Source organism: Streptomyces sp. BHT-5-2 (genome assembly GCF_019774615.1).
GTDB lineage: Bacteria > Actinomycetota > Actinomycetes > Streptomycetales > Streptomycetaceae > Streptomyces.
The window spans coordinates 1,628,328-1,645,659 of record NZ_CP081497.1; the positions used below are offsets into that span (position 1 = coordinate 1,628,328).

General features: G+C 72.4%; 17 protein-coding genes. 11 read left to right on the forward strand and 6 right to left on the reverse strand.

Annotated features, from left to right (window positions below):
- Positions 1–16 precede the first annotated feature (16 nt).
- From K2224_RS35040 to K2224_RS35050, 3 genes are all read left to right on the forward strand, one after another.
- Positions 17–607 (forward strand): DUF5998 family protein, encoded by a 591-nt coding sequence (locus tag K2224_RS35040; RefSeq protein WP_221911153.1) that lies wholly within the window; start codon positions 17–19, stop codon positions 605–607.
- Positions 607–1,797, forward strand: coding sequence for an alkaline phosphatase family protein (locus K2224_RS35045; protein ID WP_221911154.1), 1,191 nt, complete (start codon positions 607–609; stop codon positions 1,795–1,797). Before K2224_RS35040 ends, K2224_RS35045 begins: the two co-directional genes overlap by 1 nt.
- 98 nt (positions 1,798–1,895) lie before the next feature.
- A complete protein-coding gene (locus K2224_RS35050) occupies positions 1,896–2,573 on the forward strand; it encodes a thymidine kinase (protein ID WP_221911155.1) in 678 nt (225 codons plus the stop codon).
- Between the two features lie 32 nt (positions 2,574–2,605).
- On the opposite strand, the gene K2224_RS35055 is transcribed toward K2224_RS35050, so the two are convergent.
- Positions 2,606–3,379 carry a VOC family protein gene (locus K2224_RS35055; protein ID WP_221911156.1) on the reverse strand — a complete coding sequence of 258 codons (774 nt, stop codon included), beginning with the start codon at positions 3,377–3,379 and terminating at the stop codon, positions 2,606–2,608.
- A 247-nt stretch (positions 3,380–3,626) separates the two neighbouring features.
- Here K2224_RS35055 and K2224_RS35060 point away from each other — a divergent pair, with 247 nt between their 5' ends.
- Positions 3,627–4,466 (forward strand): sulfurtransferase, encoded by an 840-nt coding sequence (locus K2224_RS35060; RefSeq protein ID WP_221911157.1) that lies wholly within the window; start codon positions 3,627–3,629, stop codon positions 4,464–4,466.
- A 113-nt stretch (positions 4,467–4,579) separates the two neighbouring features.
- Here the strand turns inward: K2224_RS35060 and sepH are convergent, their stop codons facing one another.
- The gene (gene sepH / locus K2224_RS35065; RefSeq protein WP_221911158.1) at positions 4,580–5,626 is read right to left on the reverse strand and encodes a septation protein SepH; all 1,047 of its coding nucleotides are present in this window, start codon (positions 5,624–5,626) and stop codon (positions 4,580–4,582) included.
- A gap of 497 nt (positions 5,627–6,123) precedes the next feature.
- On the opposite strand from sepH, the gene K2224_RS35070 reads away from it, so the two are divergent.
- Positions 6,124–7,284 carry a hypothetical protein gene (locus tag K2224_RS35070; RefSeq protein ID WP_221911159.1) on the forward strand — a complete coding sequence of 387 codons (1,161 nt, stop codon included), beginning with the start codon at positions 6,124–6,126 and terminating at the stop codon, positions 7,282–7,284.
- A 121-nt stretch (positions 7,285–7,405) separates the two neighbouring features.
- Here the strand turns inward: K2224_RS35070 and K2224_RS35075 are convergent, their stop codons facing one another.
- Entirely contained in the window at positions 7,406–8,746 is a 1,341-nt protein-coding gene (locus K2224_RS35075) for a D-arabinono-1,4-lactone oxidase (RefSeq protein ID WP_221911160.1), read from the reverse strand.
- 450 nt (positions 8,747–9,196) lie between these two features.
- Positions 9,197–10,483, reverse strand: coding sequence for an MFS transporter (locus tag K2224_RS35080; RefSeq protein WP_221911161.1), 1,287 nt, complete (start codon positions 10,481–10,483; stop codon positions 9,197–9,199).
- 163 nt (positions 10,484–10,646) lie between these two features.
- Between K2224_RS35080 and K2224_RS35085 the strand changes: the two genes are divergently transcribed.
- Together K2224_RS35085 and K2224_RS35090 are read left to right on the forward strand one after the other, a co-directional pair.
- Positions 10,647–11,801: a ferrochelatase gene (locus tag K2224_RS35085; RefSeq protein WP_221911162.1), complete on the forward strand. Its 1,155-nt coding sequence runs from the start codon at positions 10,647–10,649 to the stop codon at positions 11,799–11,801.
- Positions 11,802–11,849: 48 nt separating this feature from the next.
- The gene (locus K2224_RS35090) at positions 11,850–12,665 is read left to right on the forward strand and encodes an inositol monophosphatase family protein (RefSeq protein WP_221911163.1); all 816 of its coding nucleotides are present in this window, start codon (positions 11,850–11,852) and stop codon (positions 12,663–12,665) included.
- A gap of 96 nt (positions 12,666–12,761) precedes the next feature.
- Here K2224_RS35090 and K2224_RS35095 read toward each other — a convergent pair whose 3' ends face one another.
- A complete protein-coding gene (locus K2224_RS35095) occupies positions 12,762–12,932 on the reverse strand; it encodes a hypothetical protein (RefSeq protein ID WP_221911164.1) in 171 nt (56 codons plus the stop codon).
- A gap of 320 nt (positions 12,933–13,252) precedes the next feature.
- On the opposite strand from K2224_RS35095, the gene K2224_RS35100 reads away from it, so the two are divergent.
- The 4 genes from K2224_RS35100 to K2224_RS35115 all read left to right on the forward strand — a co-directional run bounded on the left by K2224_RS35100 (position 13,253) and on the right by K2224_RS35115 (position 16,910).
- Positions 13,253–13,906 (forward strand): response regulator transcription factor, encoded by a 654-nt coding sequence (locus tag K2224_RS35100; RefSeq protein WP_016576171.1) that lies wholly within the window; start codon positions 13,253–13,255, stop codon positions 13,904–13,906.
- A 6-nt stretch (positions 13,907–13,912) separates the two neighbouring features.
- Complete coding sequence (locus tag K2224_RS35105; RefSeq protein WP_221911165.1) at positions 13,913–15,181, forward strand: cell wall metabolism sensor histidine kinase WalK; 1,269 nt, start codon at positions 13,913–13,915, stop codon at positions 15,179–15,181.
- 544 nt (positions 15,182–15,725) lie between these two features.
- Complete coding sequence (locus K2224_RS35110; protein ID WP_016575747.1) at positions 15,726–16,028, forward strand: DUF4193 domain-containing protein; 303 nt, start codon at positions 15,726–15,728, stop codon at positions 16,026–16,028.
- A gap of 12 nt (positions 16,029–16,040) precedes the next feature.
- A complete protein-coding gene (locus K2224_RS35115; RefSeq protein ID WP_398204924.1) occupies positions 16,041–16,910 on the forward strand; it encodes a hypothetical protein in 870 nt (289 codons plus the stop codon).
- Here the strand turns inward: K2224_RS35115 and K2224_RS35120 are convergent.
- A complete protein-coding gene (locus K2224_RS35120; protein WP_221911166.1) occupies positions 16,850–17,293 on the reverse strand; it encodes a DUF3093 domain-containing protein in 444 nt (147 codons plus the stop codon). The genes K2224_RS35115 and K2224_RS35120 overlap by 61 nt on opposite strands.
- Positions 17,294–17,332 lie beyond the last annotated feature (39 nt).

A 17,332-nucleotide genomic window follows, 5' to 3' on the forward strand; every position in this document is an offset into this window, starting at 1 on the left:
CCGTAAGATGGACTCCATGGCTAAGACCGGTACGACGACCCAGGGGCTGCGCGCGGCGATCGAGCGCAGTGGCTATTACCCGACGCTCGTGGCCGAGGCGGTGCAGGCCGCGGTCGGCGGCGAGCCGGTGGTGTCGTACCTCGTCCACCAGGAGACGACCTTCGACGCCAACGAGGTCCGCCGCCACGTCACGGTCCTGGTCCTCACCGGCACCCGCTTCATCGTCAGCCACACCGACGAGCAGGCCGCCGACGCCACCTCCCCGTCCCCGTACGCCACCACCTCCACGGAGTCCGTCAAGCTCGGCCGGATCTCGTCCGTGGTGCTCAGCCGCGTCGTCGCCAACCCCGAGTCCTACACCCCCGGCCAGCTGCCCCGCGAGGTCGTCCTCACCATCGGCTGGGGCGCGGTCGCGCGGCTCGACCTGGAGCCGGCCAGCTGCGGCGACCCCAACTGCGACGCCGACCACGGCTACACCGGTTCGTCCACCGCCGACGACCTCTCCCTCCGGGTCAGCGAGGCCGGCGACGGCCCGGACTCGGTGCGCGAGACCCTCGCCTTCGCCCAGGCGCTCTCCGAGGCCACCGTGGCCACCAGCACCCGCTGATGGCCCACACCGCACCCGTCTGGCCGGAACCGGAACCGCTCGACCCGCTCACCGCCCCGGTGCCGCGCTACGGCACCGGCTCGCTCGCCGACCTGCTGCCCGCCATCACCGCGGGCCAGGGCCTGCCCGGCGTCACCACGAGCATGGAGCTGACCCCCGCCGACCGCGCCTGCGTCTTCCTGATCGACGGCCTCGGCTGGGAGCTGCTGCGCGCCCACCCGGGGGAGGCGCCGTTCCTCACCTCCCTCCTGGACACCTCGTTCAACGGCACCGGTCAGCCGCTCACCGCCGGCTTCCCCGCCACCACCGCCACCTCCCTCGCCTCGGTCGGCACCGGTCTGCCGCCGGGCGCCCACGGCCTGCCCGGCTACACCTGCGAGGACCCGGCCACCGGCGCGCTGATGAACCAGCTGCGCTGGCGCCCCTGGACCGATCCGCACGTCTGGCAGCCCTACCCCACGGTCTTCCGGCTCGCCGACGCCGCAGGCATCCACACCTGCCAGGTCTCCGCGCCGGACTTCGCACAGACCCCGCTGACCCGGATCGCACTCAGCGGCGGCACCTTCCACGGCCGGCTCTCCGGCGAGGAACGGATGGACCTCGCCGCCGGACAACTCGCCGCCGGCGACCGCTCGCTGGTCTACACCTACTACTCCGAGGTCGACGGCAAGGGCCACCGCTACGGCGTCGACTCCGACGCCTGGCGCGGCCAACTGCTCTACGTGGACCGGCTCGCCCAGCGGCTCGCCGAACAACTCCCGCCGCGCAGTGCCCTGTACATCACCGCCGACCACGGCATGATCGACATCCCCTTCGACCCCGACTCCCGGATCGACTTCGACGAGGACTGGGAACTGCGCGCCGGCGTACGCCTGTTGGGCGGCGAGGGCCGGGCCCGGCACGTGTACGCCCACCCGGGCGCGGCCGCCGACGTGCTCGCCGTGTGGCGCGAGGTGGTCGGCGACCAGATGTGGGTCGCCGGCCGCGAAGAGGCCATCGCCGCGGGCTGGTTCGGGCCGCACGTCGACGACCGCGTCCGCGCCCGGATCGGCGACGTGGTCGCCGCAGCCCACGCCGACATGGCGATCATCGCGAGCGAGCGGGAGCCGGGGGAGTCGCAGATGGTCGGCCTGCACGGTTCCATGACCCCGGTGGAGCAGCTGGTGCCGCTCCTCGAGGTCCGCACCTGACCCGTACCGCACCTGTACCGCCCCACCTCCGCACGCCCCGTCCTTGCCAGACCCGCACGGTCCCTCCCGTAACGAGCCCGAAAGGCCCGCCACCCCCCATGCCCGAGCTGGTGTTCTTCTCCGGAACGATGGACTGCGGAAAGTCGACACTGGCGCTGCAGATCGAGCACAACCGCTCGGCCCGCGGCCTGCAGGGCCTGATCTACAGTCGCAATGACCGGGCCGGCCGCGGCAAGCTCTCCTCCCGCCTGGGCCTGGTCACCGAGGCCGTCGAGGCGGGGGACGACCTGGACTTCTACGTCCATGTCGTCGACCGCCTCAGTTCCGGCGGCCGGGTCGACTACATCATCGTCGACGAGGCGCAGTTCCTCGGCCCCGACCAGATAGACCAGCTCGCCCGGGTCGTCGACGACCTCGGGCTGGACGTCTTCGCGTTCGGCATCACCACCGACTTCCGCACCAAGCTCTTCCCCGGCTCCCAGCGGCTGATCGAACTCGCCGACCGCATCGAGGTGATGAAGGTGGAGGCGCTGTGCTGGTGCGGTGCCCGCGCCACCCACAACGCCCGTACGGTCGACGGCCGGATGGTCGTCGAGGGCGCGCAGGTCGTCGTCGGTGACGTGCGCGGCGAGGCCACCGGCGAGGTGCCGGACCGGCCGGCGGAGGTCGGCTACGAGGTGCTGTGCCGGCGCCACCACCGCCGTCGGCAGACCGCGGCGACCGCCCACGCGGCCGCGCTCTCCCCGGACGTCCTGCCGGTCGACGCGCCGCGCTAGCCGCGCCGCTCCGCCACGGCGCGTGGCACGCCTCAGCGCCGCTGGATGAGGGTGAAGACCGCGCCGTCGTTGTCGGCGACCGTCGCCAGCCGGCCGTGCGCCGAGTCCCGCGCCGGCCGCAGCACACGGCCGCCCAGTTCGACGACCCGGCGGGCGGCGGCGTCGGTGTCGGACACGGCGAAGTACGTCATCCAGTGCGGCCCGCGGTCGCGCGGCAGCGCGTTGCCGACGCCGTGGATGCCGGCGACCGGCTTGCCCTTGATGTGCAGCGTCAGGTAGTCGAAGTCCGCGGAGACCACGGCCTCGGACTCGAAGCCGAAGACATGCTCGTAGAACGGGGCGACGGAGTCGGTCTCCTGGGTGACCAGTTCGTTCCACACCGGGGTGCCCGGCTCGCCGCTGACCGCCGTGCCCAGCATCGTCCGGCCCTGCCAGACGCCGAAGACGGCGCCCTGCGGGTCGGAGGCGACCGCCATCCGGCCGGCGTCGTCGGCGTCCAGCGGGCCCACGCCCACGGTGCCGCCGCAGGCGCGGATCTGCTCGGCGGTCACATCCGCGTCGTCGCTGGCCAGATAGGTGGTCCAGGCGACCGGGAGGTGCCGGTCGGCCGCCAGTTCACCGACGCCGGCCACCTCCAGGCCGTCGAGGAAGGCGCGGGCGTACGGACCGAAGTGCTGCGGGCCCGGGCGGAACTCCCAGCCGAAGAGCGCGCCGTAGAACTCCTGCGTCGCGGGCAGGTTGTGCGCCAGGAGGCTCACCCAGCAGGGCGCACCGGGCATCCGCCGGGCTGCTGCCTCGGTCGTCATCGTCACACTCTCCTCGGAGCATCGGGGTGCTGGCCATGGGTACGGGCGCGGGTCCCGAGCAGATGCTCGCACCCTGTCACCGGGTGTGCGTCCCGGCCGCGCCGTCCACGGCGCGTTCGCGAGGGAGAATGCCCGTTTTGACGTTTCCCTTCTGTTTCGGCGGTGTGACGAGGCCGTACAACTCCGTCATACGGAGGGTGGACGACCGCCTTCCGTACGTAGTCATCGCTACGCAAGGATGAGTCCCATGAATGCCATCATCACCGCTACCGAACTCGCGAGCGAGTTGGCCGGCCCCGGCGCTCCGCTGCTGCTGGACGTGCGCTACCAGCTCGGCGGCCCGCCCGGCCGCCCCCAGTACGAGGCCGGCCACCTGCCCGGCGCGGTCTATGTCGACCTCGACGCCGAACTCGCCGGCCCGCCCGGCGTGGCGGGCCGGCACCCGCTCCCCGACCTCGCCGTCTTCACCGCCGCGATGCGAGCTGCCGGCGTCGGTGCCGGCCGCCCGGTGGTCACCTACGACGGCGGCCAGGGCTGGGCCGCCGCCCGCGCGTGGTGGCTGCTGCGCTGGGCGGGTCACCCGGACGTGCGGGTCCTCGACGGCGGACTTGCCGCCTGGCAGGCATCCGGCGGCGCCATGAGTATCGACAAAGTGACTCCGCCGGCCGGTGACTTCACCCCCGCGCCCGGCGCGATGCCGCTGCTCACCGCCGACGACGCGGCCGACCTGGCCCGCCGCGGCGTCCTCCTGGACGCGCGGGCGGGCGAGCGCTACCGCGGCGAGACCGAACCCATCGACCCGGTTGCCGGTCACATCCCCGGCGCGGTGTCCGCCCCCACGACCGAGAACGTCGCCGACGGCAGCACCGTCTTCCGCCCCGCCGCCGAACTGGCCAAGCGGTTCACGTCCCTGGGGGCCACCGCCGACACCGAGGTCGGCGTCTACTGCGGCTCCGGCGTCTCCGCCGCCCAGCAGGTCCTCGCCCTCGCCGTCGCCGGGATCCCCGCGGCGCTGTACGTCGGCTCCTGGAGCGAATGGTGCGCCGACCCCTCCCGCCCCATCGCCACCGGCTCCCAGCCCGGCTGAGCGGCCGCTGAGGCCCGCGACGGGCCAAAACCAACGGCTCCGCCCACCCCCTGTACGCAGGGAGAGGACGGAGCCGTCACACGCAACAGGGCCGGAGGGCCGGCCGCTCCGGGCTATTCCGGCTTCTTCCTCCGGGTGCCGAAGACGATCTCGTCCCAACTGGGCACAGCGGCCCGGCGCCCTGGGCGCACCCCGTCCGCCTCGGCCTGCCGGTCCGTCGTCCCCGTCAGCCGGTCGCGGTGCCCGGCGACCGCCCGCGGCATCAGCACGTCGGCGTACGCCGAACCCGCGCCCGCGCTCGCCGCCGGAGCCGGCGGCTCCTCGACCTCGGTCTGCTCCGCCTCGTCCTGCTGCGGCGCCTTGGCGCTGTCCGGCACGACCATGTCGCCCCGGAAACTGGGCACGGCCTCCAGCAGGCTCGTCAGCGAGTCGCGCTCCCGTTCACCGGTGGCCTCCTCGCTGCGCCCGTCCCGCTCCCGGTCCTCGCCGGACCGCTCGGGGGTCTGGCGGTCCAGGGTGCGGTCCAGCGGCCGGTCGCGCGGCAGCCGGGCGATCCGGGGCACGAACGGGAAGCTCGGCTCGGGGGTGTCGTCGGCTTCGCCGATCAGCGCCCGGGCCTCGTCGTCCACCGCCTGCACCAGCCGGCGCGGCGGGTCGTACGTCCAGGTCGCCGACCGCGGTTCACCCGCGACGCGGTAGACGAGCAGCACCTCCCAGGTGCCGTCGTCCCGGCGCCAGGAGTCCCACTGGGCACTGTCCTTGTCGGCGCCGCGCAGCAGCAGCCGCTCGGCGACCGCCTCGCCCAGCTGCGGACCGGTGTTCTCTCCGGGGCGGCGTACGGGGGTCTTGCGGGCCCGCTCGGCCATGAACGCCCGCTCGGCGAGCACCGGCCCCTCGAAGCGGCGCACCCGGTCCACGGGGATGCCGGCGAGTTGGGCGACCTCCTCGGCGGAGGCACCGGCTCGTATCCGCGCCTGGATGTCCCGGGGGCGCAGATGGCTCTCGACCTCGATCTCGATCTGGCCCAGCCGCGCTCTGTCGTTGCGGATGGCGGCGCGCAGCCGCTCGTCGATCGGAAGCGTGTACTCGGTGCTGTCCGCAGCCTTGAGCACCAGCCGTGTGCCGTCGTTGGAGACGGCCACGACACGCAGTTCGGGCATGGGGACCTCCCGGGTGGTGCCTGCCGACGTCACGTGCGTCGCTGCTTCCGCTAGTCGAGTGTGGCCTGCCCGGGTGCAGCCTGCCACAACATTGCCGAGTTGCCCGGCGTGTCGGGACTTGGCCCAGCAGCGCCGTTATGACACGGTTACCAGTTCGCAACGCTCAGTGACCATGCCGCTTGCCCTGTCACCGACCACCCGTGCCGAGCGACGGCGCCCCAGGGAGGGTGTCACCCATCAGTGCCCCTCCCGCGGGTCCGGGCAGCCGGACGGGAACCGGGGCCAGGGCTCGCCACAGTACTCCATTCGGGCCACCGAAGTAGACCGCCGCGCCGCGGAAGTTCTTGCCGCACGGCCCGGGCAAGTCACCTTGTCGACCTCTCCACCTGCGACAAGGGTGGCGAGGTTCACAGATTCCACAGATTCGGAACTATTGAATCCGCCATTTGGTCACTTCTCCATGCAAGATGGATCGAAGGGGCGATCAAAGGTAGGAGATGGACGAAAAAACCGAAGCCGACACGAAGCAAAAGGAGAAGCGGATCGACCTGAGCATCGCCCAGGTCGCCGGCAGCGCGCTCGCCGCGGCTGTCGCCGCGTACCTCGCGGGTCAGCTCGGTGTGTACGGAACCATCATCGGTGCAGGCATCGTCAGTGTCGTCGCCACGACCGGCGGCTCCATATTCCAGCACCTGTTCCGGCGTACCGGTGAGCAGATCAAGGAAGCGGCGGTCACCACCAGACCCAAGCCGCGCCGCGTCTCCACCCTCCGATCTTCATCCACCCCCCGATCCCAGCCCACCCCCCGATCCGAGGCCACCACCGGCATTCCGGGGCCCGCCGGTCCCACGATGGTGCTGCCCACCTTCGACAAGCAGGGCACCGAAGACCCGGTCACCTCCGTGGCGGCCCGTGACCCCGGCCCCGTCACCGCCCGCACCCAGTTGATCCCGCGCGCCCAGCGGCAGCCGCCCGGCTCCGACCCGGAGGCGACGCAGCTGATGGCGCGGCCCGCCGAGCGGACCATGGCGCTGGGCCGGGTCTCCCGGAGAGGCGACGACGCGACCACCGTCCTCCCGCAGGCCGGCGCGCCCGGTGCGCCTCTCCCCGGAACCGAGGAGAGCAGCGCTACCTACGGCACCCGGCTGCGCGGCTGGAAGCGGCCAGCGCTCGGCGCACTCGCCGTCTTCGTGCTCGCCATGGGCGCGGTCACCGCCACCGAGTTGATCACCGATGAGACGCCGAGCGGTGCCCAGGGCACCACCTTCGGCAACCTCATCAGGGGCAATGTCTCCCCGCACCGGCCCAGCACCCCGCAGACCCCGGACCCCGGCCGTTCCACCGGCCACGGCACCGGCCGCGACGGCGGTACCCCGTCGCCCGGCCCCAGCCACTCCGGGGGCAGCGGCACCGACGGCTCCGAGAGCGGTACGGGGCGCGGCGGGCAGAGCCCGACGCCGACCCCGAGCGACGGCGGCAGCAACTCGCCGAGCACCGGCCCCTCCTCGTCACCCGACGCGTCGTCGAACCCCTCCGAGGGGACCGACGGCGGCAAGGGCGACGGCTCCGGCGCGACCGGCGGTGGCGCCACCCCGGGCCATCAGCAGAGCGAGCAGAAACCGGGCGGCGGCCAGTCCCCCGACCCCAACGCACCCTGAAACCCCCTGACGAAGGATCGCCCCCGACGGGCGGACCGTCCAACGGCGGCCCACCCGCGACCGCGGCCCGGTGTCCCCCCACGGGACACCGGGCCGCGGCACGTCAGCGGTCGGCCGCCGCTCACTCACCCAGCACCTGCCGCAGATACCCGTTGGCGAACCGGCGTTCCGGATCCAGCCGGTCGCGCAGCGCCGTGAACTCGCCGAACCGCGGATAGACCTCCGCGAGGTACGCCGCGTCGCGCGTGTGCAGCTTCCCCCAGTGGGGCCGCCCCTCGTGCGCCGTCATGATGCGCTCGACGGCGGCGAAATACCCCTGGTACGGCGTCCCGCGGTACATGTGCACCGCGACGTAGACGGTGTCCCGGCCCGACGCCGTGGACAGTGCGATGTCGTCGGCCGGCGCCGTCCGCACCTCCACCGGGAAACTGATCCTGAAGTCCGACCGCTCCACCAGCGCCTTCAGCGCGCACAGCGCCTCGATGGCCGCCGCCCTCGGAAGCGCGTACTCCATCTCCACGAACCGCACCCGCCGCGGCGAGGTGAACACCTTGTAGGGGATGTCGGTGTACGTACGCGCCGACAGTGCCCGGCTGGAGACCTTCGCGATGCCCGGTATCGCCGCCGGCACCGCGCGCCCGACCGCACACGCCACCTGGAACACCCCGTTGGACAGCAGCTCGTCCTCGATCCAGCCGCTCACCCGCCCGGGCGGCGCCGCCGGGCCCTGACTGCGGTTGTTGCGCTTGGTGTTGCAGTTGCCGGTGTGCGGGAACCAGTAGAACTCGAAGTGCTCGTTCTCGGCGACCAGTTCACCGAAGCGGTCGGTCACCTCGTCGAACGGCATCGGCTCCTCGCGGGCGGTCAGCAGGAATTCCGGCTCCACCGCGAACGTCAGCTCGCTGACCACGCCGAGGGCGCCCAGTCCCAACCGTGCCCCTGCGAACACCTCCGCGTTCTCCCCGGCGGAACAGCGCAGCACCGAGCCGTCGGCGGTGACCAGCTCAACAGCGGTGATCTGCGCGGCGATCGACGCCGAGTCCCGGCCCGTGCCGTGGGTGCCCGTACTGGTGGCGCCCGAGACGGTCTGCTCCATGATGTCGCCCATGTTCGTCAGCGACAGCCCGTGCGCGGACAGTGTCCGGTTGAGGTCCTTGAGGGGGGTGCCGGCGGCCACGGTGACGGTCCCCGCCGCGCGGTGGATCCTGCGGATGCCGGTGAGCCGCTCGGGGCGGATCAGCAGCCCGTCGGTGGCGGCGGCCGCGGTGAACGAGTGCCCGGTGCCGGCAGCTTTGACCGTCAGTCCGTCCGCGGCAGCGGACCGCACGGCGGCCGCCAGCTCCTCGGTGCTCGCCGGCGCCACGGTCCGGGCCGGGCGGGCGGTCACATTGCCCGCCCAGTTCCGCCAGGGCGCACCCGAACCGCGCCCTCGTGAGCCGCCGATGACGTCGGTGACTGCCATGTGACGATCCCTCCCTCCGCGCGGGCCGGCCGCGTTCGACCGCCGTTGGTCAGCGCATGATGCCAGCCGCCGACGCCGCTTCCAGATGGGGTGACGGGAATCACACATCCTCGAAATCGGGTGCAACCGCACGGCTCCCGGACATGTCGTACCGCCGGTAACAAGGAAATTCGGAGCAGTCGCCCGGGCCGGCCCCGCCGCCCCGTTCGGCGGGCCGGGCAACGCGGAAGCGAACGACCTGCGGAGTCAACCGCGCGCCTGTGAACTCACCTGCAGGGGTGGGGTGGTGGTAATGGTGCAGAGGGGAGGGGTGGCGGTACAGGCGGTGTCTACGGGGGCGCATCGCCTCCGTGGGAGCGTCACCCCGGCCCGCAGCCCGGAGATGGCAACAGTGCGCGCACGGCGCCCAGTTGGGCCCGTGCCGTACGGCCGCTCCCATACGCGCCGGAGTCAGCCCGCGCGGGTCTCGTCGTGGCGTTCGGCGGCCGGGGACTCCGCGGGAGCGGGGATGCCGGTGGCAGCGGGGGAGGCCGGGGGACGGGTGGCACGGGGGCGCAGCCAGCGGTAGCCGGCGAGCGCCACCAGGGCGGCCAGGACGCCCGCGGCGAGCGGTACCAGGTAGCCGCGCGCGGCACCGGCCGCGTCCACCACCCAGCCGGCCGCCGACGAGCCCAGCGCCACACCCACCGCGAGACCGGTGCTCGTCCACGTCATGCCCTCGGTCAGCTGCGCCCGCGGCACATGCTCCTCGACCAGCGCCATCGTGGTGACCATCGTCGGCGCGATCGACAAGCCGGCGAGGAACAGCGTGACGGCCAGCAGCACCAGCGACCCGCTCAGCGACGCCGCCAGCTGCAGCGGCACCATGCTCACCGCCATCGCGGCCACTCCCACCAGCCACCGGCGCGACGGCGGCCCCGCCAGGTGCAGCAGCCCGAACACCGCACCGGCCACACACGACCCCAGTGCGTACACCGCCAGCACCAGGCTCGCCGCGGCTTTGTGGCCCGCCGCCTGGGCGAACGCCACGGTCACCACGTCGATCGCCCCGAAGATGGCGCCGGTCGCCACGAACGTGCCCACCAGCACCCGCAGCCCCGGCGACCGCAGCGCCGACCCCTTCGTCTGCTGAGCCCGCGGATGCGGCACCGGCTCCGTGGTGCGCTGCGCGGTCAGCCAGAACACCCCCGCCGCCAGGAACGCCCCGGCCAGCAGCGGCCCGGCCTCCGGGAACCACGCCGTCGACAGCCCGATCGACAGGATCGGGCCGAGGATGAAGCACATCTCGTCGACGATCGACTCCCAGGAGTACGCGGTGTGCAGTTCCCGCGGCGCCCCTCGGTACAGCTCCGCCCAGCGCGCCCGCACCATCGAGCCCACACTCGGCACGCACCCCGCGCAGGCCGCGAAGGCGAACAGCGTCCAGTCCGGCCAGCGCTGCTGCGCGCTCAGCAGCAGCCCGGCGACCGCTGCCAGCGCCACCAGCGTGGCTGGACGCAGCACCCGGCGCTGGCCGTGCCGGTCCACCAGACGGGAGATCTGCGGCCCGAGGACCGCCGCGGACAGCGCCAGCGTCGCGGACAGCGCCCCGGCCAGGCCGTACCGCCCGGTCAGCTGGGACACCATCGTGACGATGCCGATGCCCGTCATCGACAGCGGCATCCGCCCCAGCAGCCCTGCGGCGGAGAACGACTTGGTGCCGGGGCGGCCGAAGATGGCGCGGTAGGGACTGGGCAACGGGGCGCTCCGCCGGGTGAGGAGAACGGTAAGGAATGTCTGTGGCCGATACAGCTTACGGGCGCCGAGGTGCCCCGCGCCTCCCGGTTTCCGCCCGCCTTCCCACCACCTCCACCGGGGGCCTGCCCCCCCGCCCCGACCCGGGAGTGGGAGGATCGGAGGCATGCCCGAACAGTGCGACCCCCGTCCGTACGACGCCCTCCTCCTGCTGTCCTTCGGCGGTCCCGAAGGCCCCGACGACGTCGTGCCTTTCCTGGAGAACGTCACCCGCGGCCGCGGCATCCCCCGCGAGCGCCTCAAAGAGGTGGGTCGGCACTACTTCATGTTCGGCGGCGTCAGCCCCATCAACGCCCAGAACCGCGAACTCCTCGACGCCCTCCGCAAGGACTTCGCCGGACACGGGCTCGACCTGCCCGTCTACTGGGGCAACCGCAACTGGGCGCCCTACCTCACCGACACCCTGCGCACCATGGTCACCGACGGCCACCGCCGCATCGCCGTCCTGGCCACCAGCGCCTACGCCTCGTACTCCGGCTGCCGCCAGTACCGCGAGAACCTCGCCGACGCGCTGACCGTCCTCCGGGCCGAGGGGCTCCCCGTCCCGCAGGTCGACAAGCTGCGCCACTACTTCAACCACCCCGGCTTCGTCCGCCCCATGGTCGACGGCGTGCTCGCCGCCCTCGCCGAGCTCCCCGAGGAGACCCGCGCCGGCGCCCACATCGCCTTCACCACGCACTCCATCCCCACCGCGGCCGCCGACACCTCCGGTACCCCCGACGACCACACCGACGACGGCACCGGCGGCGCCTACGTCGCCCAGCACCTGGACGTCGCCCGGGTCGTCGCCGACGCCGTGCGGGACGAGACCGGCATCGACCACCCCTGGCAGCTCGTCTACCAGTCCCGCAGCGGCGCCCCGCACATCCCCTGGCTGGAGCCCGACATCTGCGACCACCTGGAGGAGCTGCACGGCGCCGGCGTCCCCGCCGTCGTCATGGCCCCCATCGGCTTCGTCTCGGACCACATGGAGGTCAAGTACGACCTCGACACCGAGGCCACCGCCAAGGCCGCCGAGCTGGGCCTGCCGGTCGCCCGCTCCGCCACCGTCGGCGCCGACCCCCGGTTCGCCGCGGCCGTCCGCGACCTCCTCCTGGAGCGCGCCGGCACCGAACGCGGCACCGCCCCCGAGCGCTGCGCCCTGGGCGCCCTCGGCCCCTCCCACGACCTCTGCCCCGTCGGCTGCTGCCCGGCCCGTGCACCGCGCCCGGCGGCCGCCGGCGCCGACTGGACCGGCCCCACCGCCGACGCCCCGGCGTAAGCAGCCCGCCCGAGCCCCCGACCACCGCTCGTCCGAGCAAGGAGCACCGTGCCCGACCCCCGGCCCACCGATCCCCTCCACGACGAACTCCTCGCACTGGCTCTGGAGGCCGCCGACCGCGCCGCGACCCTGCTGCGCGACGGCCGCCCCGCCGACCTGGGCGTGGCCGCCACCAAGACCAGCCCCATCGACGTCGTCACCGAGATGGACATCGCCTCCGAGAAGCTGATCACCGATGTCATCGGCGAGCACCGCCCCACCGACGGCTTCCTGGGCGAGGAGGGCGCCGGCAGCACCGGTACCAGTGGCGTCCGCTGGGTCATCGACCCCGTCGACGGCACCGTGAACTACCTCTACGGACTGCCCTCCTGGGCGGTGTCCATCGCGGCCGAGCAGGACGGCGAAACCGTCGTCGGCGTGGTCGCCGCCCCGATGCGCGGCGAGACGTTCCAGGCCGTCCGCGGCCGCGGCGCCCACCTCAACGGCGAACCCCTCCGGCACCGGCCCGCCCCGCCGCTCTCCCAGGCCCTGATCGGCACCGGCTTCGGCTACCTCACCGAGCGGCGCGCCGCCCAGGCGGAGGTCGTGCGTACCCTGCTGCCTCAGGTCCGCGACATCCGCCGCGGCGGCTCGGCCGCCATCGACCTGTGCGACGTGGCCTGCGGCCGGCTCGACGGCTACTACGAGCGCGGCCTCAACCCCTGGGACCTGGCCGCCGGCGTCCTGATCGCCTCGGAGGCCGGAGCCCTCACCGGCGGCCGCCCCGGCCGGCCCGCCTCCCACGAACTGACCGTCGCCGCCTCCCCGGGCGTCTTCGCCGTCCTCCAGCCCCTGCTGGACGACCTCGGCGCCTGGCACGACTGAGGCGCCACCGAGGTCCGCGGACCGCGTACGGACACGGCTGCGCCCCGGCACCCTCCCTCGGTGCCGGGGCGCAGCCGCTGTCCTGCGAGGCCGGGATCAGGCGTTGACGCCGAAGCGCACGCCGTGCTCGGTCGCCAGGCGCCGCAGGTCCTCGAGCTCCGCGAGCTCGACCTCGGCGAGGAACTCGTCACCCGACTCGCGGGCCCGGACCAGATCGGCTTCGGTGTTCTGTATGCGCTGCAAAATACCTGCGGTGAACGCGTCCATGGTGCGCCCCCTCGTCGTGGGTCGGTGGCACGGGGGTGTGCCGACAGGCGGGTCGATCACGGCGTGGCCCCTGCGATGGAAAACCAAGCGCGGCAAGACGCTGGTACAGGGCGTGATCGCGGGTGTGCAGACGTCCTCCCCACCGGCACCCTCAGGGAAACCTCAAACGCCCCGAAAATCCGGGCCCCGCCGCCCAGGCGACCGCCCTCCGCCCGTCCACACCCCCCTTACCGCCGGTTTATGACTCTTCGGGGCAGGATGGAAGGGCTCCGATCGTTGTTGTGCCCTGCTCATCGCGGGCCGTAAGGAAGGACTGCGACGTGCGTGTTCTCGTCGTCGAGGACGAGCAGCTGCTCGCCGATGCTGTGGCCACCGGACTACGCCGGGAGGCCATGGCCGTCGACGTGGTCTATGACGGCGCCGCCGCGCTGGAGCGGATCGCGGTCAACGACTACGACGTCGTCGTTCTCGACCGCGACCTCCCGCTCGTGCACGGCGACGACGTCTGCCGCAAGCTCGTCGAGCTGGGCATGCCCACCCGCGTGCTGATGCTCACCGCCTCCGGCGACGTCAGCGACCGCGTCGAGGGCCTGGAGATCGGCGCCGACGACTACCTCCCCAAGCCGTTCGCGTTCACCGAGCTGACCGCCCGGGTCCGCGCCCTCGGGCGGCGCACGACGGTGGCCCTCCCGCCCGTACTGGAGCGCGCCGGCATCAAGCTCGACCCCAACCGCCGCGAGGTCTTCCGCGACGGCCGGGAGGTGCAGCTCGCCCCCAAGGAGTTCGCGGTCCTGGAGGTCCTCATGCGCAGCGAGGGCACCGTCGTCTCCGCCGAGCAACTCCTGGAGAAGGCGTGGGACGAGAACACCGACCCGTTCACCAACGTCGTCCGGGTCACGGTCATGACGCTGCGCCGCAAGCTCGGCGAGCCCGCGGTGATCGTCACCGTCCCCGGCTCGGGATACCGGATCTGACCGGCGATGCCCTCTCTGCCCTCGTTCTCCGGCTCCAAGGCGGCACCGCCGCCGCCTCCGGTGCCGCCCAAGCCGGCCTGGGATCCGAAACCGGTCAATGTCCGGCCCTTCCCGTGGCTGCGGCCCACCATCCGGATACGGCTCACGCTGCTCTACGGCGGCATGTTCCTGATGGCCGGCATCGTGCTGCTCACGATCATCTACATGCTCGCCGCTGCCGCCCTGCACGACGGCAGCGCGCTGCCGTTGAAGATCCTCGGCGGGAAGTTCCAGTCCACCAGTGACATCTGCGACCTGCCCACCGAGACCTCCGGCGCGCTGCTCCAGGAGGCCGTGAACAACTGCCTGATGCACCAGCGGGCGGTCGCTCTCAACAACCTCCTCAACCGTTCGTTGCTGGCGTTGTTGGGTTTGACGATCGTGGCGTTCGCGTTCGGTTATGCGATGGCGGGGCGGGTGTTGTCGCCGTTGGGGCGGATCACGCGGACCGCGCAGCGGGTGGCGGGGTCGGATCTGCATCGGCGGATCGAGTTGGGGGGTCCGGATGACGAGCTGAAGGAGTTGGCGGACACCTTCGACGAGATGTTGGACCGGTTGGACCGGGCGTTTGAGTCGCAGCGGCGGTTCGTCTCGAATGCCTCGCATGAGTTGCGGACGCCGTTGGCGATCAATCGGACGTTGTTGGAGGTGCAGTTGTCCGATCCGCAGGCGTCGCCGGAGGTGCAGCAGCTGGGGCGGACGTTGTTGGCGACCAATGAGCGCAGTGAGCAGTTGGTGGAGGGGCTGCTGTTGCTGGCGCGTAGTGAGAACAAGATCGTGGATCGGCGTCCGGTGGATCTGTCGGAGGTGGCTTCGCAGGCGGTGGATCAGACGCGGGAGGAGGCGCAGGGCAAGGGGGTGCAGCTGCGGGGGGTGCGGCAGCAGGTGTTCGTGCAGGGCAACGGGGTGTTGTTGGAGCGGATCGCGTTGAATCTGGTGCAGAACGCGGTGCGCTACAACATCCCGGAGGGGGGTTGGGTGGAGGTGTCCACCGAGCCGCAGCCGGGGTGTGCGGTGCTGGTGGTCTCCAATACGGGGCCGGTGGTGCCGGCGTATGAGGTGGAGAACCTCTTCGAGCCGTTCCGTCGGTTGCGCACGGAGCGGACCGGCAGCGACAAGGGGGTGGGCCTGGGGCTGTCCATCGTCCGCTCGGTGGTCCGCGCCCACGACGGCACCATCACCGCCGAACCCCGCGAAGGCGGCGGCCTCGACATGCGCGTCGTCCTCCCCCTCTGACACCGGCCACGACGGCCCCGTACGACCGCTGGAGGGGTCGTACGGGGCCGCCGGGAGTTCCGGGCTACCCGGCGGTACGATCGCTCGCCCGGTGGCCGTACGCCCGGATTCCGTCCGCCCCGGCCCGGCTTTTCGGTTTGACGCGGCGGGGGGTCTCCGGGGATCCTTCGCCGAGTTCGCTTTGCGCGGAATTCGGCGGGTCCGCCCGCCGTCCTGACCGTGTGTGATCCCTCACAGAGGCCCCTTTCCGGCCATCTACCCTCCGTGATCGAATTGCTTGGCGGAAAGCCGGGAAAATCCGGGTTTCCCCAGGCCCAGATCACGGGAAGTACACGTGATGGGCTGCGCGAGGTGCGACTTTCGGACCGTGTACGGTCCTGATCGCCATCCAAACCGATCACCTCTTCAGGGGTGCGGTTGGGTGTCGATTGAGTAACAGACCTTGATGTGAGGCAAAATCTCCGCCTCAGGTCGGGCACAAGTCCGGCCTCTCACGCGTTACGAGCGCTGAGACACCGCAGACACCCAGAGGGGGAGAGCGACAATGGCTACGGATTACGACACTCCACGCAAGACCGATGACGACCTCAACGAGGACAGCATCGAGGAACTGAAGTCGCGGCGGAACGACAAGTCCGCCTCTGCCGTCGACGTCGACGAGTTCGAGCAGGCCGAGGGCCTGGAGCTCCCCGGCGCCGACCTGTCCAACGAGGAACTCGCCGTTCGAGTGCTGCCCAAGCAGCAGGACGAGTTCACGTGCATGAGCTGCTTCCTGGTGCACCACCGCAGCCAGCTGGCCGCCGAGGACAAGAACGGCAACCCGATCTGCCGCGACTGCGCGGCCTGACCGGCCAACGCCGTGCCAGGCGTGAACCCGTTCCGTAAGGGCCGCAAGGGCGGCGACGGTCCGGCGGCCGGCGCACGATCACGCGAGGAAACCGCGCCCGTGCCCGCCGACCCGACCGCCCACCCCGGGGAACGGACCACCGGTGGGCTCCAGCGGCGGGGCCGCCCGGCCTCGCTCGCGGACGCCGCCGTCCGGGGCGCCCGGAAGGGCCGCGACGGCGTACGGTCCGCGCTCGGCGTGATCGCCGACCGGATCATCGCCACCGCCCCCAGGATCCCGGTACGCGACCTCGCCACCCTGCGCGCGCACTTCCCCGGACTGACCCCCGAGGAGCTCGCCGACAAGCTGGTGGCGGGCGCCTGCGCGGGCACCGCCACCGTGGGCGCGGGCGTCGGCGCGGCCGCCATGCTGCCCGTACCACCGGCCCTGCCCGCCGAACTCGCCGCAGAGGTCGCGGGCGTCGCCTCCGTCGAGATCAAACTGATCGCCGAGCTCCACGAGGTCTACGGTCTGCGGCCGCCGGGCAACCGCACCCAGCGCGCCACCGCCTACCTCACCTCCTGGACCGAGGAACGCGGCATCGACATCGCCAAACCCGCGTCCCTGAACGTCGCGCTCGGCGGGCAGATGAAGCGCGAACTCCGCCAGCAGATCATGAAGCGGACCCTGCGCAACCTGCCCAGCCTCACGCCGTTCCTGATCGGCGCCGCGGTCGGCGCGTTCCTCAACCGCCGCGACACCGGGAAGCTCGCCCACAAGATCCGCGCGGACCTGCGCCGTCGCCAGATCCCCTGGGACGCCCTCCCCGACGCCCCGGCCGCTCAGCCGCGCGCCGACGCCAGCGCCGCGACCAACCGCTCCGGCTCGCGCGTCGACACATAGGCGTACGGCGTCGGATCCTCGGGGTCGGTGATCTTCACCCGCACCGCCGTCGGCACATAGCTGCGCAGCACCATGAAGGCGCGCGCATCGGCCTTGTGCGTCCGCCACGCGAGCGCCTCGGCGCGGTCCAGCGCCTCCGCCTCGCCCAGCGCCGACACCGGGATCCGTGCGTCTCCCGCGATCAGCGCGCCGCCGACCACCCGGATCCGCACCGAGCCGTACGCGCTCACCGCCACCGCGGACAGCGCCGCGCCGCCGATCAGCCCGCCGAGCATCGGCAGCGTCCCCAGGGGCAGCAGCATCAGGGCACAGGCCACGCCGACGAGCGCGGCGATCAGCCACCAGGAGCGGGGCGCGGTGAGACGTTCTTCGTACGACTGCATGCCTCCAGCTTGGCACGGCGGCACCCACCCCCTGGCCGC